The organism is Streptomyces sp. NPDC127177, assembly GCF_042672475.1.
GTDB lineage: Bacteria > Actinomycetota > Actinomycetes > Streptomycetales > Streptomycetaceae > Streptomyces.
Map to the genome: position 1 here is coordinate 1 of NZ_JBHXUW010000073.1, position 25,240 is coordinate 25,240.

Consider the following 25,240-nt stretch of genomic DNA (forward strand, 5'->3'; position numbering starts at 1 on the left):
AGACTTCCTCCACACCTACAACCACCACCGCTGCCACACCGCACTCAACGGACACCCGCCCATCCACCGCGTGAACAACGCTGCGGGTCAATACAACTAGGGCGTGAGGAGTGCGGTGCACTGGGGCGTGGGGCGTGCTGTGGAAGCGCACTGGGGCATGTTGGGGAAGCGCACTCGGGCATGTTGGGAAGTCTCCGCCTGGCCCGCGGCGTCCGGCACGCCCCGGGGCCGCTCCCCCGGCCGCCGCTGTGCGACCGTGGGAGCACCTCTCCGCCGTTCACCCACGACAAGGACCGGTGTTCCCGTGGCACGACTGATACCCCTGATCCTGATCGGCCTCGGCCTCTACTTCTGGTTCAAGGCCCGCAAGCGGGCCGCCGCCTACGTCGAGGCCACCGAGTCCGACGACGGCACGCCCCGCCACTGACGGCGGGCGGCGGGCGGCGGGCGGCGGGCGGCGGCGGAATCCACGGCGGTCCCGGCGCGTTGTAGGGGCAGCACGCCGACCCATGAGGAGCCCCCGTATGTTCCTGCACCGCCGCACCCCGCAGCTCCCCACTCCGCAGGAGGCCCTGCGCGGCCGCCCCACCCCCGAGTTCACCGTCCCGTCCCGCCATACGGTCCTGGGCAACGCCCTGCTGGGGTCGTATCCGGAGGGGCTGGAGGTCGCGGACTTCGCGCTGGGCTGTTTCTGGGGCGCCGAGCGCAAGTTCTGGCAGACGGAAGGGGTCTGGACGACGCTCGTCGGCTACCAGGGCGGCTACACGGAGAACCCCGCGTACGAAGAGGTCTGTTCCGGCCTGACCGGCCACACCGAGGCGGTCCGTGTCGTGTACGACCCCCGCGTCGTCGGCTACCCCGAGCTGCTGAAGCTCTTCTGGGAGTCCCACGACCCGACCCAGGGCTTCCGCCAGGGCAACGACGTGGGCACGCAGTACCGCTCGGCCGTCCACACCCACTCCCCCGGGCAGGAAGCGGCCGCGAAGGCGTCCCGCGAGGCCTATCAGAAGGTCCTCACCGGCTCCGGACACGGCGAGATCACCACGGAGATCCTCCCCGCCGACGGCCGCCCCTTCTGGCCCGCCGAGGCGGCGCACCAGCAGTACCTGGACAAGAACCCGGCGGGCTACTGCGGGATCGGCGGGACGGGCGTCTCGTGCCCGGTCGGCGTGGCACCGGCCAACGGCTGAGACAGCCGCCCGGACACCCGGCTACCCTCGCTCCGACGTGAACGGCGAGGGTGGGGGCACCATGCGCGAGAACGGTACGGACGGACCGGCGATCCCGTCACTGGCGGGACGGCCCTGGTGGGCCGCGAACGAGGTCCTGGCGTTCGTCCTGGAACTGGTGGCGCTGGGGTGCCTGTGCTGGTGGGGTTCGACCGCCGGTGACGGCACGGCGCGCCACCTGCTGCTCGGGATCGGGCTGCCTGCCGCCGCGATCGTCCTGTGGGGCACGTTCGCCGCTCCCCGCGCCCGGATCCGGCTGCCGTCGGCGGGCGTGCTGGTGGTGAAGGCCGTGGTGCTCGGGGGCGGGGCGTTCGCTCTGTACGGGGTGGGCCACCCGGTCGCCGGGGTCGTCCTGGCCGTCGTGATGGTGGCCAACACGGCTCTCGCGGAGACGTTCCGGCACAGGCCCAAGGGCTGATCCGCACCGGACGCGGAAGGGCCCGGCACCCCGGACGGGGGCCGGGCCTTCCGTGCGCGGTCCGGACCGGATCAGATCAGGCCCTGGGCCAGCATCGCGTCCGCGACCAGCTCGAAGCCGGCGATGTTGGCGCCGACCACGTAGTTGCCGGGGGTGCCGTAGCGCTCCGCCGTTGTGTAGCAGGAGTCATGGATGTGGCGCATGATCTCCGCGAGCCGCTCCTCCGTGTGGGCGAACGTCCAGGAGTCGCGCGAGGCGTTCTGCTGCATCTCCAGGGCGCTGGTGGCCACACCGCCCGCGTTGGCCGCCTTGCCGGGGGCGAAGGCCACACCGGCGTCCTGGAGGACGCGGACGGCCTCGGGGGTGGTCGGCATGTTGGCGCCCTCGGCGACCGCCTTCACACCGTTGCGTACGAGGGCCACCGCGTCGGCCTCGTGGAGTTCGTTCTGCGTGGCACAGGGCAGCGCCACGTCGCAGGGGACGCTCCAGACACCGGTGCCGGGCACGAAGACTGCCTCGGGGCGGCGTTCGGCGTACTCCGAGACGCGGCCGCGGCCGGCCTCCTTGATCTCCTTGAGCAGGTCGAGGTCGATGCCCTTCTCGTCCACGACGTACCCGTCGGAGTCGGAGCAGGTCACCACCGTGGCGCCGAGCTGCTGGGCCTTCTCGATCGCGTAGATCGCGACGTTGCCCGAGCCCGACACGACGATGCGCTGGCCCTCGAGGGACTCGCCGCGGCTGCGGAGCATCTCGGCGGTGAACAGCACACAGCCGTAGCCGGTGGCCTCCGTACGCACCAGGGCGCCGCCCCAGCCGAGGCCCTTGCCGGTGAGCACACCGGACTCGAAGCGGTTGGTGATCCGCTTGTACTGGCCGAAGAGGTAGCCGATCTCGCGGCCGCCCACGCCGATGTCACCGGCGGGGACATCGGTGTACTCGCCCAGGTGGCGGTGGAGCTCGGTCATGAACGACTGGCAGAACCGCATGATCTCGGCGTCCGAGCGGCCCTTGGGGTCGAAGTCCGAGCCGCCCTTGCCGCCGCCGATCGGCATGCCGGTGAGGGCGTTCTTGAAGATCTGCTCGAAGCCGAGGAACTTGACGATGCCGAGGTTGACCGAGGGGTGGAAGCGCAGTCCGCCCTTGTACGGGCCGAGCGAGCTGGAGAACTCGACGCGGAAGCCGCGGTTGACGTGGATGTCGCCGGAGTCGTCCGTCCACGGCACCCGGAAGATGAGCTGGCGCTCCGGTTCGCATATGCGCTCGATGATCCGGGCGTCCACGAACTCCGGCCGCTGGGCCAGCACCGGGCCGAGCGTTTCGAGAACTTCCCGTACCGCCTGGTGGAATTCCTTCTCGCCCTGGTTGCGGCGGAGGATCTCCGCGTAGAGGGGTTCGATGACACGGTTCTCGGCGGCGTGCGGGATTGCGGAGTCAGGGGTGACCGGCATCTGATCAAGACCTTCCATGGGTCGGCTCATACGCGAAGGCACCCCCGTCCCGGAGGGCACCAGGTCCCCCCTCCCCATTGAGGGCGTCGCCCGGACATCACGCGGACCGCGCTCACGAGTGCGACGTACAGGACCGTTGCAGCGTACAGAGTGTCCCAGCAGGACCGTGGATGCTCCACCGGCATCCGGATGGTGAACCCCGGCGGCGGCCCTCAGTACTCGCGCGGGCGGCGCAGCGTCCAGAGGCCCGCGGCCGAGGACAGGACGACCACGCCTGACACGGCGCTCAGGGCGATGTTCAGGCCGCCCTGCTCGACCAGGAAGCTGAGGGAGACGTTCGCGACGATCGAGGCGATGAGCACGATCCAGAGCAGCGGCTTCACGGGGTTCCTCCACGAGTCGGACCAAGCGGGGCGGGTGACGCGGCCGGGTCGGCGTCCGGCCGCGTCACCCATGCTTCCGTCCGCCCGGGTCCGGTACGAGGGTGCGGGCCACCGGATCCGTGGTGTAGTCCGCTACACCACGGATCCGGTGGCCCGGGAACGCCTCGGCGCGCAGCGCGGCGGCGGTCGCCCGGGGGTCGTAGTCCCGCGCGACGCCGTCCACGAGCACCAGGTCGCCCGGGATGTGCCTGGTCCGCAGCGGGGCCAGCTCCTGGTAGGCGGGCGAGGCGTACCAGGCACGGGCGGCCTCGATGGTGGGGAACTCCAGGACGACGAGGGCTCCGGGCCAGTCGCCCTCCATGACCTCGACCGGGGTGTTGTGGACGAGGAACCGGCCGCCGTACGGGTCCATCGTCGGCTGGATGCCGTCGATGTAGTCGAGCACCTCTTCGCCGGGCGGGCCGTCGGGCCGCAGGTGTGCGAGCGCGTAGGCGGTCATGGTGTCGTCCTCCGGTCTTCGTCCGCTGGTGCGCACCATGCTGCCGGGGGCGTCGCGGAGCGTCGATTACCGCTGAGGTAAGGGCAACGCTCTGCGCGGTCCGGGCCCGCGGTGACGGGCAATCAGACATGATGCCGTCATGAAGACATCGCGGGGGAACCGCAGGGCGCAGGATCCTCACCGGCCTTACAGATCAACGCCGTTGGCCGAAAGTTCACTGTCCGGATACGGGCATTCGCGTCCTTCGCACATACCCGCCAGGACCGGCGGGTCGGGGCTGCGCACCCCGCCCCGGGCCGGCGAGATGCGCCGCTATCTCGCTGTCGGCCTCGACTGCTATCTCTGCCTGGTCACCGCCGGGTTAGTCGCCCGGCCCCACGTGGACTCGACGCCCCTGTCCGGGGACGTCGCCCTGCTGCTCGGGCCGGTGCTCGCCCTCTCCTTCCTCAACCATGTGGTGCTCACCGCGCTCGTCGGCGGCGGAGCCGGAAAACTGATCATGGGCATACGGGTGGTGAGCCTGCCGGACGGCGGGCGCCCCGGGCCGGGGCAGCTGGTGCGGCGCTGGCTGCACGGACTGTGCTGGCTGCCGCTCCAGCCCTGGTACGGGCTGCGCGCCCACCTCGCCCGCGCCGGCGACGGAGCCGGCCACGCGCCGCGGGGCTGTGCGGAGGGCGATCCGTACGCGGAGCCCTACGCCGACCCGGCCGGGGTGCGCCAGGTCCGCCGGAGCGACCTGGCGGCACACCGCCGCGCCGCCGCCGGCCGGGCGGCCTGAGCCCGTGGCACGCGGACTGCCGCCACCCGCCCGTGGACGGCCGGACCGGGCCCGGGGACGGCGGCGGTTCGGGCGGAGGGACTGGATCCGGCCGCCGGCCCGGTGACTGCCCGGCGGCAGCGCGGGTGAGTGACCGCGCCGGCGCCCCCGTCCCGGCCGCGTCAGGCGGCGGCGTTCTCCGTGATGGTGACCTTGCCCTTGCGGATGGTCGCCAGCCGCGGGGCCTTGCGGGCGATCGCACTGTCGTGGGTGACCATGATGAAGGTGAGCCCGTGCTCCTTCCACATGGTCTCCAGCACCTCCATGATCTCGTCGCGCATGGACTCGTCGAGGTTGCCGGTGGGTTCGTCGGCGAGCAGCACCTTGGGCTGCTTGACCAGGGCCCTGGCTATCGCCACCCGCTGCTGCTGGCCGCCGGACATCTCGCCGGGCAGATGGCCGAGCCGCTCGCCGAGACCGACCGAGTCGAGGGCCTCGGCCGCGCGTCTGCGCCGCTCCGACGCCTTGCCGCCCAGCGGTACGAGGGCGGTCTCGACGTTCTCCTGGGCGGTGAGCGTCGGGATGAGGTTGAAGCTCTGGAAGACGAAGCCGATGTTCTGGGCGCGCACCTTGGTGAGCTTGGCCTCGCTGAGCTTCGCGAGGTCGACCCCGTCGAGTTCGACGCTGCCGGCCGTGGGACGGTCCAGGCCGCCGAGCATCTGGAGCAGCGTGGACTTGCCACCGCCGGTGGGGCCCTGGATGACCAGCCGGCCGCCGTCCTCGATGGTCAGATCGACGCCGGCGAGTGCGTGGACGGTGGACTTGCCGCGCGTGTAGCGCTTGGTGACGCCTTGAAGCGTGTACATGGGTCAACTCCTGCTGGACGATGACCGCGGTCCGGGTCGGGCGGATCGCGGATCACGGGGGACGGGGGCCGGGGGCCGGGACACCCGGGCGACGGATGTCCCGCTGCGGACTACTCGACGCGGCGCAGCGCGTCCGCGGGGCGCAGCCGGGAGGCGCGCCAGCCGCCGAACGCGCCCGCGATGAGCCCGCCCGCCACGGCCAGGCCGACGGCGATCATGATGATCGAGAGGGAGACGGGCGCGGTCAGCGCGATGTCGAGGCTCTTGGACGCGGTCTGCCGGCCGGGGCCGCCCATACCGCCGCCCATGCCGCCGCCTCCGCCGCCGCCCGAGGAGCCGAGCTGGGCCTTGAGGGTGGGGCTGATCGCGGTCACGACGTAGGCACCGGCCAGGCCGACCGCGATGCCGAGGATGCCGCCCATCAGCCCGTTGACGAGGGCCTCGCCGACGACCTGGCGGGTGACCCGGCCGCTCTTCCAGCCGAGGGCCTTGAGCGTGCCGAACTCGCGCACCCGGCGGCTGACCGCTGAGGAGGTGAGCAGCCCCGCCACCAGGAACGCGGCGATCAGTACGGCTATGGAGAGCCACTTGCCGACGCTGGAGGCGAGGTCGGACGCGGTGGACAGGGAGCCCGAGACGGTGTCCGCGAGATCGGCGGATGTGGTGACCGTGGTGCCCGTGATGTTCTTCTGGATCGTGGACTTGACGCTGTCGATCTGCTGCGAGTCCGCGGCCTTCACGTAGACCGTGGTGACCTTGTTCTTCGCGTCGGCGAGGGTCTGCGCCTGCTTGAGCGGGATGTAGAGGTTGGCTGCCGCGTCGCCGCTGTCGGCCGCCGAGACGCCGACGATCGTGAACTCGGTACCGTGGACGGTCACCGTCTTGCCGACGGAGAGCTTCTTCTCCTTGGCGTAGGCCGCGTCGACGACGGCCACCTTGCCGTTGGTCTCGGTGGCCTTGAAGGTCCGCCCCTTCGTGATCTTCGACGAGGTCAGCGGCCCCAGGTCCTGCTTGGTGACGTCGGTGCCGTAGACGGTGTAGGAGTTGACGTCGAAGGAGGCGCCGCCGCCCCTGACCTCGCCCTGCGGCTGGCTGCTGCCGCCTCCGGGACCGCCGCGGCCGCCCTGGGACGTGCCGCCGCCCTCCTGCTTGAACTCGCCGCGCTTGAACTGGCCGTCCACCTTCATGACGGTCACGCTCAGTCCGCCGACGGCGTCGGCGACACCGTCCTGCTCGGTCACCTTGCCCACGGTGGTGGAGGCCAGCGTCTGGAAGCCCTGGACCATGACCCGGTCCGTGCTCTGGGTCGAGTCGTCGTCGTCGCCCTTGGCGTCGAACTCGAACCTGGGGCGCTCCGTGCCGGAACCCGGCGCCGCTGCGGCCTTGGTGACGGTCATGTCGGTGCCGAGGCCGTACAGCGATTCCAGGACCTTGTCCTGGGCCTTGCTCATGCCCGATGAGACCGAGCTGACGATGATGACCAGCGCAATGCCGAGGCCGAGCCCCGAGGCGACGACGAGCGCCGCCTTTCTGCGGCGGCGCAGCTCGCGCCGGAGGTAGGTGAAGAACATGGCGCGAGGTTATGGACCGGTTGTGATGGTGGGTTAAGGCCACCATGAGAGCCGGATGAGAACGCCCACGAACGCCACAGGCGGCGGCACCGTGGATCCGTGGGGATCCGGTGCCGCCGCCCGTGGTGTGCGACGTGGGGCCGGCCGGGGGCGGGGCCCCGGGCGGGATGGCGTCGGTCAGGCCTGCGAGCCCGCCGTCCACTCGGCCCAGCTCATGTTCCAGCCGTTGAGGCCGTTGTCCGGCTTGATGGTCTTGTCCGGGGAGTTCTTGATGACGACCACGTCGCCGATCATGGAGTTGTTGTAGAACCAGGCGGCGGGCTGGTTGGGGTCGCCCGCGCCCTTCGTGTCGGCGAGACCGACGCAGCCGTGGCTGGTGTTGGCGCTGCCGAAGATCGACTTGGCGCCCCAGTAGTTGCCGTGGATGAAGGTGCCCGACGTGGAGAGCCGCATGGCGTGCGGCACGTCCTTGATGTCGTACTCGCCCTTGCCGTCGTCATCGGTGAAGCCGACCGTCGAGCCGTCCATCCGGGTCTCCTTGAACTTCTCGGAGATCACCATCTGGCCGTTGTACGTCGGGTTGTCCGAGGAACCGGCGGAGATCGGGATGGACTTGACCGTCTTCCCGTCCTGGGTGACGGTCATCGTGTGGGTCTTGGCGTCCACGGTCGAGACCTGGTTGCGGCCGACCTTGAAGGTGACCGTCTTCTGCTGCACGCCGTAGACGCCGTCCGCGCCCTCGACGCCGTCCAGCGACAGCTTCAGGGTGACGGTGGAGCCGCCCTGCCAGTAGTCCTCGGGACGCAGGTCCAGGCGCTGGGAGTTGAACCAGTGTCCGACGACCTGCTGGCCGCTGCTGGACGTGACCTTGATGCCGTCCTGGACCGCCTTCTGGTCCGTGATCGCCTTGTTGAAGTTGATCGAGACGGGCATGCCGACGCCGACGGTGGAGCCGTCCTCGGGGGTGAAGTTCCCGATGAAGCTGTTGGCGGGCGACACGGTGGTGAAGGAGGAGTTCTCGTGGGCCTCGCGGCCCTTCGCGTCCTGCGCCGTGGCGTTGATCTTGTACGTGGTCGAGCGCTCCAGCTGGCCGTCCGGCTTCCAGCTGGTGCCGTCGGCGGAGAGGGTGCCCTTGACGCTGTCACCGGCCGCCGTCGTCATCGTGACGACCGTCAGCTTGCCCTTGGTGACGGAGACCTTCGCGTCGTTGTTGATGCTCGCGTTGGTCGCGCCGTTCTTCGGCGAGATCGCTATCTGTGCTTCCGAGGTCTCCTCGGCCGCCGCCTTGTCGACCTCGGCGGCCTGTGACTTCTTCGAGCTGTCGGGGCTGGAACCGCTCTTGTCGCCGTCGCTGCAGGCCGTGAGCACCAGCACGCCGCCGAGCAGTGCGGACGCGGCCATGAGGCCCTTGCGCCGCTTGCTGTCCGTCATCACACGCTTCTCCATCGTTGCCGAAATCCCCAAAAACCCCGAGCAAGGCCGTCGACCGGCGTTAACCCGTCAATACTCCAAGAACCCCCTCAAAGGGGGTACCCGTTCCACATCCGCTGAAGATGTGGGGAACACCACTCATCGACGCGGTGCCGGGAGCGATGGTTCCCGTGCTCCAGCATGCCCGTGCCGCCGGTGTCCGGCCGGTTCACGACAGCGTGCGCGGACCGGCCGGCCGGCTGTCACGCACACCGGCCCCGGCCCGTCGGAAGCGGGCCGGGGCCGGTGATCTCCACCTGCTACGCCCGCCGCTCCGCACGGCCGTCGTCTTCGTACTCCTCCCCATTGTGCGGGACGCCGGCACCTCCCTCGGCGCCGTCGTCCTCGTCGTCCTCGTCATCGCCGTCGTCGAGGTCCCATCCGTCCGGGTCCTCCGGGTCGTAGTCGATGATCTCGCTGCTCCAGGAGGCCTGGGTCAGCTCGACCCCGGGCACCTCGCTGACCAGGTCGAACGGGTCGATCAGCGAGGCGAGGGCCTCCGCGCCGTCTTCCCGGACCGCGGTCTCGGCATGCGTGCGTTCCTCGGCGGAATCGCCGCCCGGCTCTCCGTACTCGGCCGCCAGACTCTCCAGAGCGGTCCCGCTCAGGGCGTCGGCGTCCGTGATCTCCAACACCATTTCCACGCGAAGTCGAACAAACCGTGATGTCTCAGAAGTGCTCATATGCCGGAGCGTAAGCTCCCGGACCCTGTGGCTTTCCTGCGACCCGCTGCTTTCATTAGCATCGGTCGCAGGCCTAACTCATGGCTGTCACAAGGGGGATCGATTCCGTGGCCATCACCCGCCGCCCGCTCCTGACCGCCACCGCCGCGGGAACGCTGCTGTGCGCCCTCTGGTTCGTCCCCTCCGCCAACGCGAGCGGTGACACGGGCAACGCTCCGGCCGCACCGGAACAGACGTCCGCCGCCTCCGGGTCGGACGGCACGGCACTCGCCGACACCGGGGCGGGGATCGACACCACCCCGTACCTGATCGGCGGCATGGCGTTCCTGGGCATCGGCGCGGGCTTCGTCACCTACTCCGCCCACCGTGGAGGTCCCAGGCCGGCACTGTGACCGGCCCGTCGTCAGGGGAACGGCCACCGGGGTGCTACGGGTGCGGTCAGGCGAGCCGGCCCGTCACCGGCTCCACCGCCGCGACGAGCCCGCCCGCGCGCACGAAGGCGTCCGCGGCGGCCAGGTCCGGCGAGAGGAAGCGGTCCGGGCCCGGGCCCTGGGCGCCTGCCGCCCGCAGCGCGTCGACGGCCGCCACGGAGGCCGGCGCCGGGGTCAGCCCGTGCGCGGCGCGCAGCTCGATCGCGCGGGTCGCCGCGTACAGCTCGACGGCGACGATCCGGGCGAGGTTGTCGACGGCGGTACGGAGCTTGCGCGCGGCCGACCACCCCATCGAGACGTGGTCCTCCTGCATCGCCGAGGACGGGATCGAGTCCGTCGAGGCCGGTACGGCGAGCCGCTTCATCTCGCTGACCAGGGCCGCCTGGGTGTACTGGGCGATCATCAGGCCGGAGTCGACCCCGGCGTCGTCCGCCAGGAACGGCGGCAGCCCGTGCGAACGGTTCTTGTCGAGCAGCCGGTCGGTGCGGCGCTCGGTGATCGAGCCGAGGTCGGCCGCGACGATCGCCAGGAAGTCCAGGACGTACGCGACCGGGGCGCCGTGGAAGTTCCCGTTGGACTCGACCCGGCCGTCGGCCAGGACAACGGGGTTGTCGACGGCTGCGGCGAGTTCACGGTCGGCGACGAGCCGGGCGTGCGCGAGGGTGTCCCGGCCGGCGCCCGCGACCTGCGGGGCGCAGCGCACCGAGTAGGCGTCCTGGACGCGGGGGGCGTCGTCCTGGTGGTGGCCGGTGAGGCCGGAGCCGGCGAGCACCCGCAGCATGTTGTCGGCGCTGGCGCCCTGGCCCGGGTGCGGGCGGATGGCGTGCAGTTCGGGGGCGAGGACCTTGTCCGTGCCGAGCAGGGCCTCCAGGGAGAGGGCCGCGGTGATGTCGGCGGAGGTGTAGAGGTTCTCCAGGTCGGCGATGGCCATCACGAGCATGCCGAGCATGCCGTCGGTGCCGTTGAGGAGGGCGAGGCCCTCCTTCTCGCGCAGCTCGACCGGGGTGATGCCGTGGGCGGCGAGGAGCTCGCCCGCGGGGCGCACGGCCCCGTCGGGGCCCTCCGCGTCGCCCTCCCCCATCAGGGTCAGCGCGCAGTGGGAAAGCGGCGCCAGATCGCCGGAGCAGCCGAGCGAACCGTACTCGTGAACGACGGGTGTGATCCCGGCGTTCAGGACGTCGGCCATGGTCTGCGCGATCTCGGGCCGTACGCCGGTGTGACCGGAGGCGACCGTCTTCAGCCGGAGGAACATCAGCGCCCTGACGACCTCGCGCTCGACCCGGGGGCCCATGCCCGCGGCGTGCGAGCGGACGATGTTGCGCTGGAGCTGTGCGCGCAGCTCCGGGCTGATGTGGCGGCTGGCCAGTGCCCCGAATCCGGTGGAGACGCCGTAGACCGGCTCGGGCTTGGCGGCGAGCGCGTCGATGACCTCACGGGCCGCGGCAAGAGCGCTCACCGCGTCGGCGGAGAGCTCGACACGGGCGTTGCCGCGGGCCACGGCGATGACGTCCTGAGCGGTGGTACCGGACGTCCCCACCACGACTGTATGCATATCCATATTCAGAATCGTACGGACTGAATCTCTTCATGTCACTAGTGGTCGCCGGGTTGACCCCTTACCGATCGGGCGGCTCGGCCGGGGGGCGGTTTCCGCGCAGCCTGCGGCGGTCGTGGGCCGCTTTCGGCGGGGAGTCGGCCAGCCGGATCACCTCGCCGTCGCGGCCGGCCACCACGGGCCGCAGCGAACGGGCCGCCTTCGCCCGGTACTGAGCCGCGTCCGCGAGCCGGAACAGCCGCCGCGCGGAGACGACCGGGCCGATCGGGTCGCCGGTGGAGGCGATCCCGCACGCGACCCCGTTGCCGAACTCCAGCTCGGCCGCCCGCTCACAGAGCTCCGTCGCCACCGCGACCACCTCGTCCGCCCCGGGGCCCACGGCCAGCAGACAGAACTCGTCCCCGCCGAGCCGGGCCGACAACGCACCGGGCAGTATCGCGCCGCACCGGGACAGCACCGAGCCGAAACGTTCCAGCAGGCGGTCGCCGACCGCGTGGCCATGGGTGTCGTTGACCCGCTTGAGCCCGTTGAGATCGCAGACGACCAGGCTGACCACCGAATCGTCCACCCGGTGCCGCTCCACCGCCTCGTCCAGCCGCATGTCGACGGCCCGCCGGTTGGCCAGGCCGGTCAGCGGATCGGTGAAGGCGAGCTTGCGCACCTCCTCCAGCCGCTCGGTCTGGGAGATCCCGGCGGCCACGACCGCGGCCAGCACGGTGGCGAAGTCCGCGTCCCCGCGCCCGAACACCGGCGTCCCCACCCGCCGCGCCACATACAGCTCGCCCCAGGCGCGTCCGTGCAGCACGATCGGCGCCACCACGCAGCAGCCGCGTCCACGCCGGCGCAGGGCCGCCACCCGCTGGTGGCTGTAGCCGTGTCCGTGACGGTGCTCGCCCGCCGCCCCGGCCCGCCGATCGTCACCCGCGGACCGCTGTTCCACCGGACCGTCGGCGGTCTCCACCCAGGCGTCCGGCTCACCGCCCCCGGCCCACCGCTCGTGGAGGAACTCGGTGATCTCCGGGAACTGGTGAACCGGATACGTCTCCTCGTCGGGGAACTCCTCCTCCCCCTCGGCCCGCTCGCCCGCGTTCACCAGGACCCGCAGCCGCCCGCGCCCGCGCTCCCAGACCGACAGCGCGGCGAAGCTGCCGCCCAGCGCCTCGCACGCCCCCAGCGCGGCCGCTCGCCAGCACCCCCGCGGGGTGTGCGCCGCCGCCATCGCCTGCGCAAGCGAAACCACGGCTCGCAGCCGCGCATCATCACCACCCATAGCCGCAGCTTATGTAGGTTTGAGGTGATTTGATCAGCTTGGGGCCATATTCATGCACACCGAGTCGCCGACAGTCACTCAACGTGACAGTCGCATCACTCCCCGGGCCAGTTCGGCTTCCGCTTCTCGTTGAACGCGGCCACACCCTCCGCGCGGTCGCCGGAGAAGGCCACCGACCGCCACGCCGAGTCCTCGACCTCCAGACCGGCCCGCAGATCGAGCCCGTGCCCGAGCCGCAGCGCCCGCTTGGCCGCCCGTAGCCCCACCGGGGAGTTCCCAGCGATCCGCCCGGCAAGCGCCAGCGCCTCGGACCGGTCCTCGCCCGCCGCCACCAGCTCGTCGACCAGCCCCAGCTCCCTGGCCTCGGCCGCCTCCACCCGACGGGCGGTGAAGATCAGCTCGGCGGCGCGTGCCGCCCCGATCCGGCGCGGCAGCAGCTGCGTGCCGCCACCGCCGGGGATGACCCCGACCGAGACCTCGGGCAGGCCCACCAGTGCGGTCCGGTCCGCGACGATCAGATCGCAGGACAGGGCCAGCTCGAATCCGCCGCCGAGCGCGAAGCCGTGCACCGCGGCGATCGTCGGCATCGGCAGTTCGAGCACGCCGGTGTAGGCGGCGCGCGCGGTGGGCCGCTGACGCACCAGGTCGGCGTCGGTGAAGGAGTTCCGCTCCTTGAGGTCGGCGCCCACGCAGAAGGCCCGCTCGTGGCTGGAGGTGAGGACTGTGACCCGTACGTCCGGGTCGGCGGCGAGCGCGGCACAGGCGGCGCCGATCGAGCGGGCCATGTCCGTGGACACCGCGTTCATGGCCCCGGGCCGGTCGAGTACCAGCTCGGCGACGTGCTCCAGGCCCTCGTGGCTCCGTACGGCGACGTACTCCCCGAACCGCTGCTCGGACGTGACGGTCATGACTGCACCCCTCCGGTTAACGAGCGTTACCGGAGGGATCCTAGGGCTCCGCCGCGAAAGGGACCGGGGTGAGGGTCAGGAGGCGCCGCGACGGGCCAGCAGCCAGGGCTCCACGACGCCGAGGCCGCGGACCGGGCGCTGCCACATCGGCTGCAAGCCGTAGCGGTACCTGGGCGGGGGCGCCGGCTCCTCGCCGTCCACGCCTTCCTTCTCGGCCCGTTCGGCGGCGGCCGCGGCCTCCTCGGCGGCCTGGGCCTCGGAGACCGGGGCGTCGCCCGTACGGGTCAGCTCCTCGGCGAACGCCCCGTCCACCAGGACGGCGTCCTTCGGCGCTATCGAGGTGAGCCGGCTGGCGAGGTTCACCGTGGTGCCGAAGACATCGCCCATCCGGGTGGTGACCGTGCCGAACGCGATGCCCACGCGCAGCGCCGGCATCGTCTCGTCCAGAGCCATGGCCTCGACGAGGCGCAGCGCGATCTCCGAGGCGGTGCCGGCGTCGTCGGCGGCGTAGAGGACCTCGTCACCGAGCGTCTTGATGAGCCGGCCGCCGTGCGCGGCGACCAGGTCGGCGCAGGTGGTCTCGAAGGACTCGACGAGCTCGCCGAGCTCCTCCTCCTCCAGACGCCGGGTGAGCCGGGTGAACCCGACGAGGTCGGCGAAGCCGACGGCCAGGCGCCGGTCGACCATCTCGTCGTCGTCCGCGGCCTGCACGACCCGCCCGGTGGCGGCGGCGAGCTGACGCCGCCAGACGTAGACGAGGAATTCCTCCAGCTCCGGCAGGAGCAGCTCGACCAGGGGGTACGTGACCTCGGTGCGGGTCATTCCGGGCTCGGGCGGCTCGGTCAGGCCCTCCAGGAAGGAATCGATCTGCCACTCGGCCAGCCGGGCGGTGGTCTGCCCGGTCGACCGGGCCACCTGGATCGCCATCGGCTCACTGAGCAGCCCTGCCTCGACCAGACCGGACAGCCGCCGCAGCGCCAGCACGTCCGCCTCGGTCAGCGCCTTGGCCTGACCGATGTCGGCGAAGCCCATGGCGCGCCAGAACCGGGACGCCAGGTCCATGGAGACGCCCGCGGTCCTGGCCGCCTGGAACGGGGTGTAGCGCCGGTCGGCGCCCAGGATCAGCTGTTCCAGCCTGATCGCGAGGGGGTCGTCGGTCGGCTCGGCCGTATGGTCGACTTCGTGATGCGGTGTCGCGTGGACCGATGGGTCCGACGGGGGCTCCGCGCCCGCGCCGGAGCTCGTGTCGTCGACGGTCACCAGCCGCCTCCTGCCCGTTCCCTGCGCACTGCCCTGCCGATCTGTCGGTGGATCGCCTCAACGATACGGCAGGTGTGCCCTACCTCACGTCCCCAGCCCACACCTGGGGCCCACCCGGCGCACGAGGACGAAAGGCCCATCCGGCGCTCGAGGACGAGCCCCCACACCACACCGAGCCCGTCCGGCGCTTGAGGACAAGGCCCGGCCAACACCAAGCCCGGGCGAGCCCGCGCCAACCAAGCCCGTCCGGCGCTTGAGGACAAAACCCCGGCCCGGACGAGCCCGGCCCAACCAAGCCCGTCCGGCGCTTGAGGACGAGGCCCCGGCCGGACGACCCCGGCCCAACATCGCCCCGCACACCGCACACCGCACACCGCACGCCCCATCCCGCCCCCCCCACCCGCACACCGCCCCACCGGCCCCCTCAGATCAACCCGCCCTCCACCCCCCGCAAGTGCACGATGTCCCCCGCCGACACCGGCTCCTGGAGCCCGTCCGCGGTCGCCAGGACCAGCCGCCCGTCCCCGTCGATGGCCACCGCCTCCCCCGTGAGCGTGCGGTCGCCCGGCAGCTGCGCCCGCACCGTCCGCCCGAGCGTCGCGCAGCCCGCCGCGTACGCCTCCTGGAGATCGCAGGCAGCCGCGTCGCCGTCCGCCTCGCGCCATTTCCCGTACCACTGCTCCAGTGAGCGCAGCACACCCCTCAGCAGCGTCTCGCGGTCCGTGGAGACCGCTCCGGCCAGGGCGATCGAGGCGGCCGTGGGCGCGGGCAGCTCGTCCTCGCGCAGGGAGACGTTGAGGCCGATGCCGATGACGACGCCGTCCCCGGCCCGTTCGGCCAGGATGCCCCCGGTCTTGCGCTCCTCGCCCGCCACGGAGACCAGCACGTCGTTGGGCCATTTCAGTGCCGTGTCGACGCCCGCCGACTTCGCCAGGCCGGACGCCACGGCGACACCGGTGAGCAGCGGCAGCCAGCCCCACCGCTGTGCCGGGATGTCTCCCGGTACCAGGTAGACGGAGAGGAAGAGGCCCGAGCGGGCCGGGGCCGTCCAGGCCCGGTCCAGGCGCCCGCGTCCGGCGGTCTGCTCCTCGGCGACCAGGACGGCGCCCTCGGTGAGGTCCGCCGCCCGCCCCGCGAGGTCGGAGTTGGTGGAGCCGGTGCTCTCCACGACGTCGAGGGTGCTCCACAGCCCGTCCGGCCGGAGCAGTCCGCGCCGGAGCGCGGTTACGTTCAGGGGCGGCCGGTCCAGGTCCGACCAACGGTTGTGAGACGCATCCGAAGGTGTCATGCAAGCCACCCTAGGTGTGTCAAACGACGCACTGCCGAACCGTATCCGCGCCGATACGCTACGGGTCAGTAGCCTTCATCCGCTGATCAGCAGCACAGTCGTCCCCGTGACCAGGCAGGGAGCCGCAACCCGATGTCCGAGCCGGAAGAGACCGACGTCCACACCACCGCGGGCAAGCTCGCGGACCTGCAGCGCCGCATCGACGAGGCGACCCACGCGGGTTCCGCGCGTGCGGTGGAGAAGCAGCATGCGAAGGGCAAGTTGACCGCACGCGAGCGCGTCGGTCTGCTGCTCGACGAGGGCTCCTTCGTGGAGCTCGACGAATTCGCCCGGCACCGCTCGACGAACTTCGGGATCGAGAAGAACCGCCCGTACGGGGACGGCGTCGTCACCGGGTACGGCACGGTCGACGGCCGCCCCGTCTGCGTGTACTCGCAGGACTTCACCATCTTCGGCGGCTCGCTCGGCGAGGTCTACGGTGAGAAGATCGTCAAGGTGATGGACTTCGCGCTGAAGACCGGCTGTCCGGTCATCGGCATCAACGACGGCGGCGGCGCCCGCATCCAGGAGGGCGTGGCGGCGCTGGGCCTCTTCGCGGAGATCTTCCGGCGCAATGTGCACGCCTCGGGCGTCATCCCGCAGATCTCGCTGATCGTCGGGCCGTGCGCGGGCGGCGCGGTCTACTCCCCCGCGATCACCGACTTCACGGTCATGGTCGACCAGACCTCGCACATGTTCATCACGGGACCCGACGTCATCAAGACGGTCACCGGCGAGGACGTCGGCTTCGAGGACCTCGGCGGCGCCCGCACCCACAACACCACCTCCGGGGTGGCGCACCACATGGCGGGCGACGAGAAGGACGCCATCGAGTACGTCAAGTCGCTGCTCTCCTACCTCCCCTCGAACAACCTCTCGGAGGCCCCGGCCTTCCCGGAGGAGGCGGACCTGGCGACCACCGACGAGGACCGTGAGCTGGACGCGCTCATCCCGGACTCGGCGAACCAGCCGTACGACATGCACACCGCGATCGAGCACGTGCTGGACGACGGCGAATTCCTGGAGACCCAGGCCCTGTTCGCGCCGAACATCCTCACCGGCTTCGGCCGGGTCGAGGGCTATCCGGTCGGCATCGTCGCCAACCAGCCGATGCAGTTCGCCGGTTGTCTGGACATCAACGCGAGCGAGAAGGCCGCACGCTTCGTCCGCACCTGCGACGCGTTCAACGTGCCCGTGCTGACCTTCGTGGACGTGCCCGGCTTCCTGCCCGGCGTCGACCAGGAGTACGGCGGCATCATCCGGCGCGGCGCCAAGCTGATCTACGCGTACGCGGAGGCGACGGTCCCGCTGATCACGGTGATCACCCGCAAGGCCTTCGGCGGCGCGTACGACGTCATGGGCTCCAAGCACCTGGGCGCCGACATCAACGTCGCCTGGCCGACCGCCCAGATCGCCGTCATGGGCGCGCAGGGCGCCGTCAACATCCTGCACCGCCGCACGATCGCCGCCGCGGAGGATCAGGACGCCACCCGCGCCGAGCTGATGGCGGACTACGAGGACGCGCTGCTCAACCCGTACGTGGCGGCCGAGCGCGGCTACGTGGACGCGGTGATCATGCCGTCCGACACCCGGGCCCACGTGGTCAAGGGGCTGCGGCAGCTGCGTACCAAGCGGGAGACGCTGCCCCCCAAGAAGCACGGCAACATCCCTCTCTAGAAAGGGTCCTGACCATGATCAAGGTCGTACGGGGCAACCCGAGCCCGGAAGAGCTGGCAGCCGCGCTGGCGGTCGTACGGGCGCGCGCCGCGGCGGCGTCCGCCGTGTCGTCCGGGGCGCCGGAGCTGCCCGGACAGTGGTCCGATCCGGGCCGGGTGGCCCGGCGCGGCAGCCATCTGCCGGGGCCGCGCGCCTGGGCGCGCACGTACTGGCCCGGCTAGCAACGGCGCGTAGCAACGGCGCGTGCGGTGGCGGTTGAGTACGCGTACTCAGGCGCCGCCGCTGTCCGCGCAGCAGGATCGGGGGCATGCTGTGGTCCGACCCGGAGAACAAGCCCCCGAAAGAGCTTCGCGACGCCCAGGACATGATGCGGCGCGCGGGGCTGGTGCTCGCGCTGGCCATGGTCGTCGCCATGTTCGTCCTCGGGACACGGTGAGGCGGAACGCCCGCCCGGCCCCCTTTGTACGATGGCGCGCATGACTGATCCCGCACCCCGCCGCCTCGTACTCGCTTCCGCGTCCCCCGCCCGTCTCGGCCTGCTGCGGCAGGCGGGGTTCGCGCCCGAGGTCATCGTCAGCGGAGTGGACGAGGACGCGCTGAGCGCCCCGACACCGGCCGAGCTCGCGCTGGTCCTCGCCGAGGCCAAGGCCGCGGCCGTGTCCGGGCTGGCGGAGGTCGCGGGGGCTCTGGTCATCGGGTGCGACTCGGTGCTGGAGCTGGACGGCGAGGCGCTCGGCAAACCGGCCGACGCGGAGGACGCCACGGCCCGCTGGAAGTCCATGCGGGGGCGGTCCGGGGTGCTGCGGACCGGGCACAGCCTGACCGACACCGCGACCGGCCGGACCGTCTCCGAGACCGCGTCCACGACGGTCCGCTTCGGTGAGCCGACGGACGCCGAGATCGCCGCCTACGTGGCCACGGGCGAACCACTGCACGTGGCGGGCGCCTTCACCCTCGACGGGCGCTCGGCGCCGTTCGTGGACTCGATCGACGGGGACCCGGGCAATGTCATCGGGCTCTCGCTGCCGCTGCTGCGGCGACTGCTGGGTGAGCTGGGTATCCCGGTCACCGATCTCTGGGTCTGAGGGGCCGCGCGGCCCCTGCGGGGCCCGCGCTGATAGGCGCTCAGACCGGGGCCGGAGCCGTGGGCTGCTCGCTCCCGGCCTCGGCGGCGGTCTCCTCGCGGCCGGGGCCGTACGCCACCAGCGTCAGCACGATCAGACCGAGCACCACCATCATGAACACGAACGCGCCCCAGCCGATCAGACCCACCGTCAGCGCGCCCAGCACCCCGTGGATGACGGCGCAGCAGATGAGAACGATCCGGGCGATGCGGCCGGGGGCCCGGTCCCGGATGCCGGCCAGCAGGAGCAGCACACCGCACAGCAGCAGGAACAGTCCGGAGACGCCGCCCATCACCCAGGTGCCGTTGGCCATGACACCGGGGTCCATCCCCGCCAGCGACATGTCCTGGTTCTTCACGAACGTCGCCATGACACCGTTGATGATCACGATGCCCACGGCCTCCGCGATCAGCACGATCGCGGATATGAATGCCACCGGCCTGCGCACCATGATGCCCACCCCCTGTTACCTGCCCTGTTACCTGCAGTACGTGCGATAGCGCGGACCCTACTAATCGGTAATGCTCCGGACAAGAGGTTCGGCAACCTTCACCGCTCGTCCGCCCGCGCGACGGCCTCCGTTGTGCGGGCCGCCGTGCGTCGAGCAAAGAATTACACACCTGTTAGTAGGAACCCGACAAAGAAACATGCACCCTCGCTGCCCGTACCGACAGAGACCTGGGCCACACCTCGTGGCTACTGTGCGGTCATGGTTCCCGGCGTACCGTGGTGCCACAAGGGATTTCGCGACTCGAGCAAGCCTCGAATCACACTCCGTGTGGGCAAGCTCACCATTGGGGACGGGTCGTAGGACCGTGTCGGTTGTCCCTAAACTCAGCTTGTTTCAAGGAGGGAGCCATCGTGCGCAAGGTGCTCATCGCCAACCGTGGCGAAATTGCTGTCCGTGTTGCCCGAGCTTGCCGGGATGCGGGAATCGGGAGCGTAGCCGTCTACGCCGACCCGGACCGTGACGCTCTGCATGTGCGGGCAGCCGATGAGGCATTCGCTCTGGGCGGTGACACCCCGGCCGCCAGTTACCTGGACATGGCCAAGGTGCTTCAGGCTGCCAAGGACTCCGGGGCGGACGCGATCCACCCGGGTTACGGATTCCTGTCGGAGAACGCCGAGTTCGCCCAGGCCGTGCTGGATGCCGGCCTGACGTGGATCGGCCCCCCGGCGCAGGCGATCCGGGACCTCGGTGACAAGGTCGCCGCCCGTCACATCGCCCAGCGCGCCGGTGCGCCGCTGGTCGCCGGTACTCCGGACCCGGTAGAGGGTTCCGCCGAGGTCGTCGCCTTCGCCGAGCAGCACGGGCTGCCGATCGCGATCAAGGCCGCCTTCGGCGGTGGCGGGCGTGGGCTGAAGGTCGCCCGCACGCTGGAGGAGATCCCGGAGCTCTACGACTCCGCGGTCCGCGAGGCCGTCGCCGCCTTCGGGCGCGGCGAGTGCTTCGTGGAGCGCTACCTCGACAAGCCGCGGCACGTGGAGACCCAGTGCCTGGCCGACACCCACGGCAACGTGGTCGTCGTCTCCACGCGTGACTGCTCGCTCCAGCGCCGCCACCAGAAGCTGGTCGAGGAGGCCCCGGCGCCGTTCCTGTCCGATGCGCAGAACGCCGAGCTGTACGCGGCGTCGAAGGCGATCCTGAAGGAGGCCGGCTACGTCGGCGCCGGCACGGTCGAGTTCCTCGTCGGCGTGGACGGCACGATCTCCTTCCTGGAGGTCAACACGCGCCTCCAGGTGGAGCACCCGGTCACCGAGGAGGTCAGCGGCCTCGACCTCGTCCGCGAGATGTTCCGTATCGCCGACGGCGAGGAGCTGGGTTACGACGACCCGGCCGCGCGCGGTCACTCCTTCGAGTTCCGGATCAACGGCGAGGACCCGGGCCGCGGCTTCCTGCCCGCCCCCGGCACCGTCACCGTGTTCGACCCGCCGAGCGGTCCCGGTGTCCGCCTCGACGCGGGTGTGGAGTCCGGTTCGGTCATCGGCCCCGCCTGGGACTCACTGCTCGCGAAGCTGATCGTGACGGGGGCGACGCGTGAGCAGGCGCTCCAGCGCGCGGCCCGTGCGCTGGCCGAGTTCAACGTCGAGGGCATGGCCACCGCCATCCCCTTCCACCGCGCGGTCGTCACGGACCCGGCGTTCACCGACTCCCCGTTCCGGATCCACACCCGCTGGATCGAGACGGAGTTCGTCAACGAGATCCCGGCCTTCGCCGCTCCCGCCGACGCGGACGCGGACGAGGAGTCCGGCCGCGAGACCGTGGTCGTCGAGGTCGGGGGCAAGCGCCTCGAGGTCTCGCTGCCCTCTTCGCTCGGTATGAGCCTGGCCCGTACCGGACTCGCGGCGGGCGCCAAGCCCAAGCGCCGCGCGGCGAAGAAGTCCGGCTCCGCGGCTTCCGGCGACACCCTCGCCTCCCCGATGCAGGGCACGATCGTGAAGATCGCGGTGGAGGAGGGCCAGGAGGTCAAGGAGGGCGATCTGATCGTCGTCCTGGAGGCCATGAAGATGGAGCAGCCGCTCAACGCGCACCGCGCCGGCACGATCAAGTCCCTCGCCGCCGAGGTCGGCAGCTCGGTCTCCTCCGGCGCCGTCATCTGCGAGATCAAGGACTGATCCAGCGGATCCCCTTTCCCCCGGCGCCCCTGTCATGTCGTACGACGTGGCAGGGGCGCCGGTCACGGGGCACCGGTCACGGGGCCGGTGGCATCCTGGACCCCGGCGGCGGAATCAGGGAGGACTGCGCGATGGCGATGAGCACGGCACCGACACCGGCCCGGCCCATGCGCGCCGACGCGCGCCGCAATTACGACCGGCTGCTGGCCGAGGCCCGTACCGCCTTCGCGGAACACGGCACGACGGCCTCCCTGGAGGATGTCGCGCGCTGTGCGGGGGTGGGGATCGGCACGCTGTACCGGCACTTCCCGACCCGGCACGCGCTGATGAGCGCCGTCTTCCAGGAGGCGGTTGCCGACCTGATCGCCCGCTCCCGCGAGCTGGCCGGGGCGGAGCGGCCGTGCGACGGCCTGGTGGAGTGGCTGGGCGCGATCATCACTCATGCGGGTGAGTACCGCGGGCTGGCCCAGGCCCTCATGTCGACGTGCCGGGACGAGACTTCGGCACTCTCCCGGTGCAACGTGCCGCTGCGCGAGGCGGGTTCGGTGCTGTTGGCGCGTGCGCAGGCGGGTGGGGCGGTGCGGGCGGAGGTATCCATCGACGATCTGATGCAGCTCACGAATGCCATCGCGCTGGCCGCGGAGCAGTCCCCGGACGATCCGGGGCTGGCGGGCCGCCTGTTGACCCTGACGGTGCAGGGCCTACGCCCCCCGTCCTGACGCCCGCGCGGGGGGTACGGGGCAGCGCGCGCCCATGAGCCATTCCAGCCCCCGTCGGCGCCGCTCCGGCCCCGTCGGCGCCACCCCAGCCCCGCCGGTGTCACCCCAGCCCCGTCGGCGCCACTCCAGCCCCCTCGACGCTTGAGCAACGGAGACCACTCCAGCCCCCTCGGCGCTTGAGGAGCGAAGGCCACTCCGGCCCCTCCGGCTTGAGCAACGGAGACCGTTCCAGCCCCTCCGGCGATTGAGGAGCGGGGGTTCGGGGGCAGCGCCCCCGGGGGCTCCGCCCCAACCCAGCGCCCGGGACCCCCGCCTCAAACGCCGACGCGGCTGAACTCTGGCCACCGAGCTCGGGCCACCGAGCCCGGGTCGCCTAGCGACGCCTCAGGTCCGCCACTCGCGCCCGCTCCCCCTGGCCCTGCTCGGCCAGTACCGCCGCCCCCCGCAACGGCTGCGGCCCACCCCCATGCGTCCGCCGCTGCCCCGGCAGGGGCATGTCGCGGCGTCCGGACCGCCCGGACGCCGGCGGGTCGGACGGGGCCGAGGCCGGGGCGCCCCCCGCGCCCGCCACCGCGATCTGCACGCCCTGGTCCGCCAGGGCCTGCAACTCGGCCGCGGCCCGGTCGTCGTGCGCGGCCGGTTCGTCCGTCACGAGACGGGTGATGAGGTCCGTCGGCACCGTCTGGAACATGGTGTCGGAGCCGAGCTTGGTGTGGTCGGCCAGGACCACCACCTCCCCGGCCGCCTGCACCAGCGCCCGGTCCACGCTCGCGGAGAGCATGTTGGACGTGGAGAGCCCGCGCTCGGCGGTGAGCCCGCTCCCGGACAGGAACGCGCGCGAGACCCGCAGCCCCTGGAGCGACTGCTCGGCCCCACTGCCCACCAGGGCGTAGTTGGAGCCGCGCAGGGTGCCCCCGGTCATCACCACTTCCACCCGGTTGGCATGGGCCAACGCCTGGGCGACCAGCAGTGAATTGGTGACCACGGTCAGACCGGGGACCCGCGCGAGCCGGCGGGCCAGCTCCTGCGTGGTCGTACCGGCGCCGACCACAATGGCCTCGCCCTCTTCGACGAGACCGGCGGCCAGATCGGCGATGGCCGTTTTCTCCGCGGTGGCGAGATGGGATTTCTGCGGAAAGCCGGACTCCCGCGTAAAACCGCCCGGCAAAACCGCACCGCCGTGCCGGCGGTCGAGGAGTCCTTCTGCCTCCAGTGCCCGCACGTCCCGCCGTACGGTCACTTCGGAGGTCTGGACGACGCGGGCGAGCTCACGGAGCGATACCGCCCCGTTGGCACGCACCATTTCGAGGATCAACTGACGACGTTCTGCAGCGAACACGAAACTGACAGTAACGTGACCGCCCGAGAGTTTTCAGCAGTTTGCGCCGAATAGCAGAAGTTGTACGTACAAGGGGCCGTCAAGTGGTATAGGCGACCCCGTTGTTGTCCTCTACTGATCGCGGGCGGTCGCCGGACCGCCTGAGATGCCGGGAGTTGCCGGGTTATGCCGGGTTCCCGGGGCCGTTCTAGGCTTCGCCCGCCTGCTTACGGGTGTGCAACTGACGGGCCACTTCCGCGATCGATCCCGACAGGGACGGATACACAGTGAAGGCGTTTGCGATCTGTTCGACCGTCAGGTTGTTGTCCACCGCGATCGAGATGGGGTGGATCAGCTCGCTCGCCCGGGGCGCGACGACACAGCCGCCGACCACGATGCCGGTACCGGGTCGGCAGAATATCTTGACGAAGCCGTCCCGGATGCCCTGCATCTTGGCGCGCGGGTTGCGCAGCAGCGGCAGCTTGACGACCCGGGCGTCGATCTTGCCCCCGTCGACGTCGGCCTGGCTGTAGCCGACCGTTGCGATCTCGGGGTCGGTGAAGACGTTCGATGAGACCGTCTTCAGGTTCAGCGGCGTCACCGCGTCCCCGAGGAAGTGGTACATCGCGATCCGGCCCTGCATCGCGGCGACCGAGGCGAGCGCGAAGATCCCGGTGACGTCACCGGCCGCGTAGACACCCGGCGCACTGGTGCGGGAGACCTTGTCCGTCCAGATGTGTCCGGAGTCCTTCAGCCGGACGCCGGCCTCCTCCAGGCCCATGCCCGCGCTGTTCGGGATCGCGCCGACCGCCATCAGACAGTGCGAGCCGGAGATGACCCGGCCGTCGGCGAGGGTCACCTCGACCCGGTCTCCGACGCGCTTGGCGGACTGTGCGCGGGAGCGGGCCATCACGTTCATGCCGCGGCGCCGGAAGACGTCCTCCAGGACGGCGGCGGCGTCCGGGTCCTCGCCCGGCAGCACCCGGTCCCGGGACGAGACGAGGGTGACGCGCGAGCCGAGTGCCTGGTAGGCGCCGGCGAACTCCGCGCCCGTGACACCCGAGCCGACGACGATGAGCTCCTCGGGGAGCTCGTCGAGGTCGTAGACCTGGGTCCAGTTCAGGATCCGCTCACCGTCGGGGAGCGCGTCCGGGATCTCCCGGGGGTGGCCGCCGGTGGCGATCAGCACGGCGTCGGCCAGGAGCGTCTCCTCCGTGCCGTCGGCCGCGGTCACCACGACCTGACGGGAGCCGTCGGCGGCCTGGAGCCCCTCCAGCCGGCCGCGCCCGCGCATCACCCGGGCACCCGCGCGGGTGACGGAGGCGGTGATGTCGTGGGACTGGGCGAGCGCCAGGCGCTTCACACGCCGGTTGACCTTGCCCAGGTCGACGCCGACGACGCGGGCCGCCTGCTCTATGTGCGGGGTGTCGTCCGCGACGATGATGCCGAGCTCCTCGTACGAGGAGTCGAAGGTGGTCATCACCTCTGCCGTCGCGATCAGGGTCTTCGACGGCACACAGTCGGTGAGCACCGACGCGCCGCCGAGGCCGTCACAGTCGACGACGGTCACCTCCGCGCCGAGCTGGGCGCCCACCAATGCCGCCTCGTACCCGCCGGGTCCGCCGCCGATGATCACGATCCGGGTCACGAAAAGTCCGCCTCGCGTTTCGTCCCGCGGCCGTCTGCTGCCCCGGCCGGGGTCCGGGGGGTC

The 25,240-nt window shown here is 71.2% G+C and carries 26 protein-coding genes and 1 pseudogene; 12 read left to right on the top strand and 15 right to left on the bottom strand.

The genetic code is table 11. The features are described from left to right. The 4 genes and pseudogenes from ACFVJX_RS31675 to ACFVJX_RS31690 all read left to right on the top strand — a co-directional run. Positions 1–100, top strand: a pseudogene (locus ACFVJX_RS31675) (IS481 family transposase); the annotation flags it as partial. Positions 101–304: 204 nt separating this feature from the next. Further along, positions 305–427: a hypothetical protein gene (locus ACFVJX_RS31680; protein ID WP_384136884.1), complete on the top strand. Its 123-nt coding sequence runs from the start codon at positions 305–307 to the stop codon at positions 425–427. Between the two features lie 97 nt (positions 428–524). After that, positions 525–1,190 carry a peptide-methionine (S)-S-oxide reductase MsrA gene (gene msrA, locus ACFVJX_RS31685; protein ID WP_384136882.1) on the top strand — a complete coding sequence of 222 codons (666 nt, stop codon included), beginning with the start codon at positions 525–527 and terminating at the stop codon, positions 1,188–1,190. Positions 1,191–1,251: 61 nt separating this feature from the next. After that, the gene (locus ACFVJX_RS31690; RefSeq protein ID WP_384136880.1) at positions 1,252–1,647 is read left to right on the top strand and encodes a YrdB family protein; all 396 of its coding nucleotides are present in this window, start codon (positions 1,252–1,254) and stop codon (positions 1,645–1,647) included. A 71-nt stretch (positions 1,648–1,718) separates the two neighbouring features. Here ACFVJX_RS31690 and gdhA read toward each other — a convergent pair whose 3' ends face one another. From gdhA to ACFVJX_RS31705, 3 genes are all read right to left on the bottom strand, one after another. Further along, positions 1,719–3,095, bottom strand: a complete 1,377-nt coding sequence (gene gdhA, locus ACFVJX_RS31695) for an NADP-specific glutamate dehydrogenase (RefSeq protein WP_384136879.1) — start codon at positions 3,093–3,095, stop codon at positions 1,719–1,721. Between the two features lie 212 nt (positions 3,096–3,307). Beyond that, the gene (locus ACFVJX_RS31700) at positions 3,308–3,478 is read right to left on the bottom strand and encodes a hypothetical protein (protein WP_384136878.1); all 171 of its coding nucleotides are present in this window, start codon (positions 3,476–3,478) and stop codon (positions 3,308–3,310) included. Between the two features lie 64 nt (positions 3,479–3,542). Continuing rightward, a complete protein-coding gene (locus tag ACFVJX_RS31705) occupies positions 3,543–3,977 on the bottom strand; it encodes a DUF1330 domain-containing protein (protein ID WP_384314512.1) in 435 nt (144 codons plus the stop codon). Positions 3,978–4,281: 304 nt separating this feature from the next. Here ACFVJX_RS31705 and ACFVJX_RS31710 point away from each other — a divergent pair, with 304 nt between their 5' ends. Next, positions 4,282–4,755 carry an RDD family protein gene (locus tag ACFVJX_RS31710; protein WP_384133953.1) on the top strand — a complete coding sequence of 158 codons (474 nt, stop codon included), beginning with the start codon at positions 4,282–4,284 and terminating at the stop codon, positions 4,753–4,755. A 161-nt stretch (positions 4,756–4,916) separates the two neighbouring features. Here the strand turns inward: ACFVJX_RS31710 and ACFVJX_RS31715 are convergent, their stop codons facing one another. The 4 genes from ACFVJX_RS31715 to ACFVJX_RS31730 form a co-directional block, all read right to left on the bottom strand. After that, the gene (locus ACFVJX_RS31715; RefSeq protein WP_384133944.1) at positions 4,917–5,600 is read right to left on the bottom strand and encodes an ABC transporter ATP-binding protein; all 684 of its coding nucleotides are present in this window, start codon (positions 5,598–5,600) and stop codon (positions 4,917–4,919) included. A gap of 110 nt (positions 5,601–5,710) precedes the next feature. Next, a complete protein-coding gene (locus ACFVJX_RS31720) occupies positions 5,711–7,171 on the bottom strand; it encodes an ABC transporter permease (protein WP_384133941.1) in 1,461 nt (486 codons plus the stop codon). Positions 7,172–7,348: 177 nt separating this feature from the next. Next, on the bottom strand, positions 7,349–8,617 hold the full coding sequence (locus tag ACFVJX_RS31725) for an Ig-like domain-containing protein (RefSeq protein WP_384133939.1): 1,269 nt from the start codon (positions 8,615–8,617) through the stop codon (positions 7,349–7,351). A 284-nt stretch (positions 8,618–8,901) separates the two neighbouring features. Further along, the gene (locus ACFVJX_RS31730) at positions 8,902–9,279 is read right to left on the bottom strand and encodes a hypothetical protein (protein ID WP_384133935.1); all 378 of its coding nucleotides are present in this window, start codon (positions 9,277–9,279) and stop codon (positions 8,902–8,904) included. 152 nt (positions 9,280–9,431) lie between these two features. Here ACFVJX_RS31730 and ACFVJX_RS31735 point away from each other — a divergent pair, with 152 nt between their 5' ends. After that, a complete protein-coding gene (locus ACFVJX_RS31735; protein WP_384133932.1) occupies positions 9,432–9,716 on the top strand; it encodes a hypothetical protein in 285 nt (94 codons plus the stop codon). Positions 9,717–9,762: 46 nt separating this feature from the next. Here ACFVJX_RS31735 and hutH read toward each other — a convergent pair whose 3' ends face one another. The 5 genes from hutH to ACFVJX_RS31760 form a co-directional block, all read right to left on the bottom strand. Further along, positions 9,763–11,313 (bottom strand): histidine ammonia-lyase, encoded by a 1,551-nt coding sequence (gene hutH / locus ACFVJX_RS31740; protein ID WP_384133929.1) that lies wholly within the window; start codon positions 11,311–11,313, stop codon positions 9,763–9,765. A gap of 58 nt (positions 11,314–11,371) precedes the next feature. Continuing rightward, entirely contained in the window at positions 11,372–12,580 is a 1,209-nt protein-coding gene (locus tag ACFVJX_RS31745) for a diguanylate cyclase domain-containing protein (protein WP_384133927.1), read from the bottom strand. 95 nt (positions 12,581–12,675) lie between these two features. Further along, a complete protein-coding gene (locus ACFVJX_RS31750; RefSeq protein WP_384133924.1) occupies positions 12,676–13,488 on the bottom strand; it encodes an enoyl-CoA hydratase/isomerase family protein in 813 nt (270 codons plus the stop codon). A 75-nt stretch (positions 13,489–13,563) separates the two neighbouring features. Continuing rightward, positions 13,564–14,748 carry an adenylate/guanylate cyclase domain-containing protein gene (locus ACFVJX_RS31755; RefSeq protein WP_384133921.1) on the bottom strand — a complete coding sequence of 395 codons (1,185 nt, stop codon included), beginning with the start codon at positions 14,746–14,748 and terminating at the stop codon, positions 13,564–13,566. Positions 14,749–15,172: 424 nt separating this feature from the next. Next, the gene (locus ACFVJX_RS31760) at positions 15,173–16,036 is read right to left on the bottom strand and encodes a biotin--[acetyl-CoA-carboxylase] ligase (protein WP_384133918.1); all 864 of its coding nucleotides are present in this window, start codon (positions 16,034–16,036) and stop codon (positions 15,173–15,175) included. A gap of 132 nt (positions 16,037–16,168) precedes the next feature. Between ACFVJX_RS31760 and ACFVJX_RS31765 the strand changes: the two genes are divergently transcribed. The 4 genes from ACFVJX_RS31765 (at position 16,169) to ACFVJX_RS31780 (ending at position 18,837) form a co-directional block, all read left to right on the top strand. After that, the gene (locus ACFVJX_RS31765) at positions 16,169–17,752 is read left to right on the top strand and encodes an acyl-CoA carboxylase subunit beta (protein WP_384133915.1); all 1,584 of its coding nucleotides are present in this window, start codon (positions 16,169–16,171) and stop codon (positions 17,750–17,752) included. 14 nt (positions 17,753–17,766) lie between these two features. After that, complete coding sequence (locus ACFVJX_RS31770; RefSeq protein WP_384133912.1) at positions 17,767–17,973, top strand: acyl-CoA carboxylase epsilon subunit; 207 nt, start codon at positions 17,767–17,769, stop codon at positions 17,971–17,973. A gap of 86 nt (positions 17,974–18,059) precedes the next feature. Continuing rightward, a complete protein-coding gene (gene mmpB / locus ACFVJX_RS31775) occupies positions 18,060–18,188 on the top strand; it encodes a morphogenic membrane protein MmpB (protein WP_093900106.1) in 129 nt (42 codons plus the stop codon). Positions 18,189–18,219: 31 nt separating this feature from the next. Beyond that, entirely contained in the window at positions 18,220–18,837 is a 618-nt protein-coding gene (locus ACFVJX_RS31780) for a Maf family protein (RefSeq protein ID WP_384133909.1), read from the top strand. A 40-nt stretch (positions 18,838–18,877) separates the two neighbouring features. Here the strand turns inward: ACFVJX_RS31780 and ACFVJX_RS31785 are convergent, their stop codons facing one another. Next, entirely contained in the window at positions 18,878–19,327 is a 450-nt protein-coding gene (locus ACFVJX_RS31785) for a hypothetical protein (RefSeq protein WP_384133906.1), read from the bottom strand. Between the two features lie 410 nt (positions 19,328–19,737). On the opposite strand from ACFVJX_RS31785, the gene ACFVJX_RS31790 reads away from it, so the two are divergent. Then, entirely contained in the window at positions 19,738–21,492 is a 1,755-nt protein-coding gene (locus ACFVJX_RS31790) for an acetyl/propionyl/methylcrotonyl-CoA carboxylase subunit alpha (protein WP_384133903.1), read from the top strand. 131 nt (positions 21,493–21,623) lie between these two features. Beyond that, on the top strand, positions 21,624–22,211 hold the full coding sequence (locus tag ACFVJX_RS31795; protein ID WP_384133900.1) for a TetR/AcrR family transcriptional regulator: 588 nt from the start codon (positions 21,624–21,626) through the stop codon (positions 22,209–22,211). A gap of 373 nt (positions 22,212–22,584) precedes the next feature. Here the strand turns inward: ACFVJX_RS31795 and ACFVJX_RS31800 are convergent, their stop codons facing one another. Together ACFVJX_RS31800 and ACFVJX_RS31805 are read right to left on the bottom strand one after the other, a co-directional pair. Further along, on the bottom strand, positions 22,585–23,550 hold the full coding sequence (locus ACFVJX_RS31800) for a DeoR/GlpR family DNA-binding transcription regulator (RefSeq protein WP_384133898.1): 966 nt from the start codon (positions 23,548–23,550) through the stop codon (positions 22,585–22,587). A 187-nt stretch (positions 23,551–23,737) separates the two neighbouring features. Then, positions 23,738–25,177: an NAD(P)H-quinone dehydrogenase gene (locus ACFVJX_RS31805; RefSeq protein ID WP_384133895.1), complete on the bottom strand. Its 1,440-nt coding sequence runs from the start codon at positions 25,175–25,177 to the stop codon at positions 23,738–23,740. Positions 25,178–25,240: the final 63 nt, after the last annotated feature.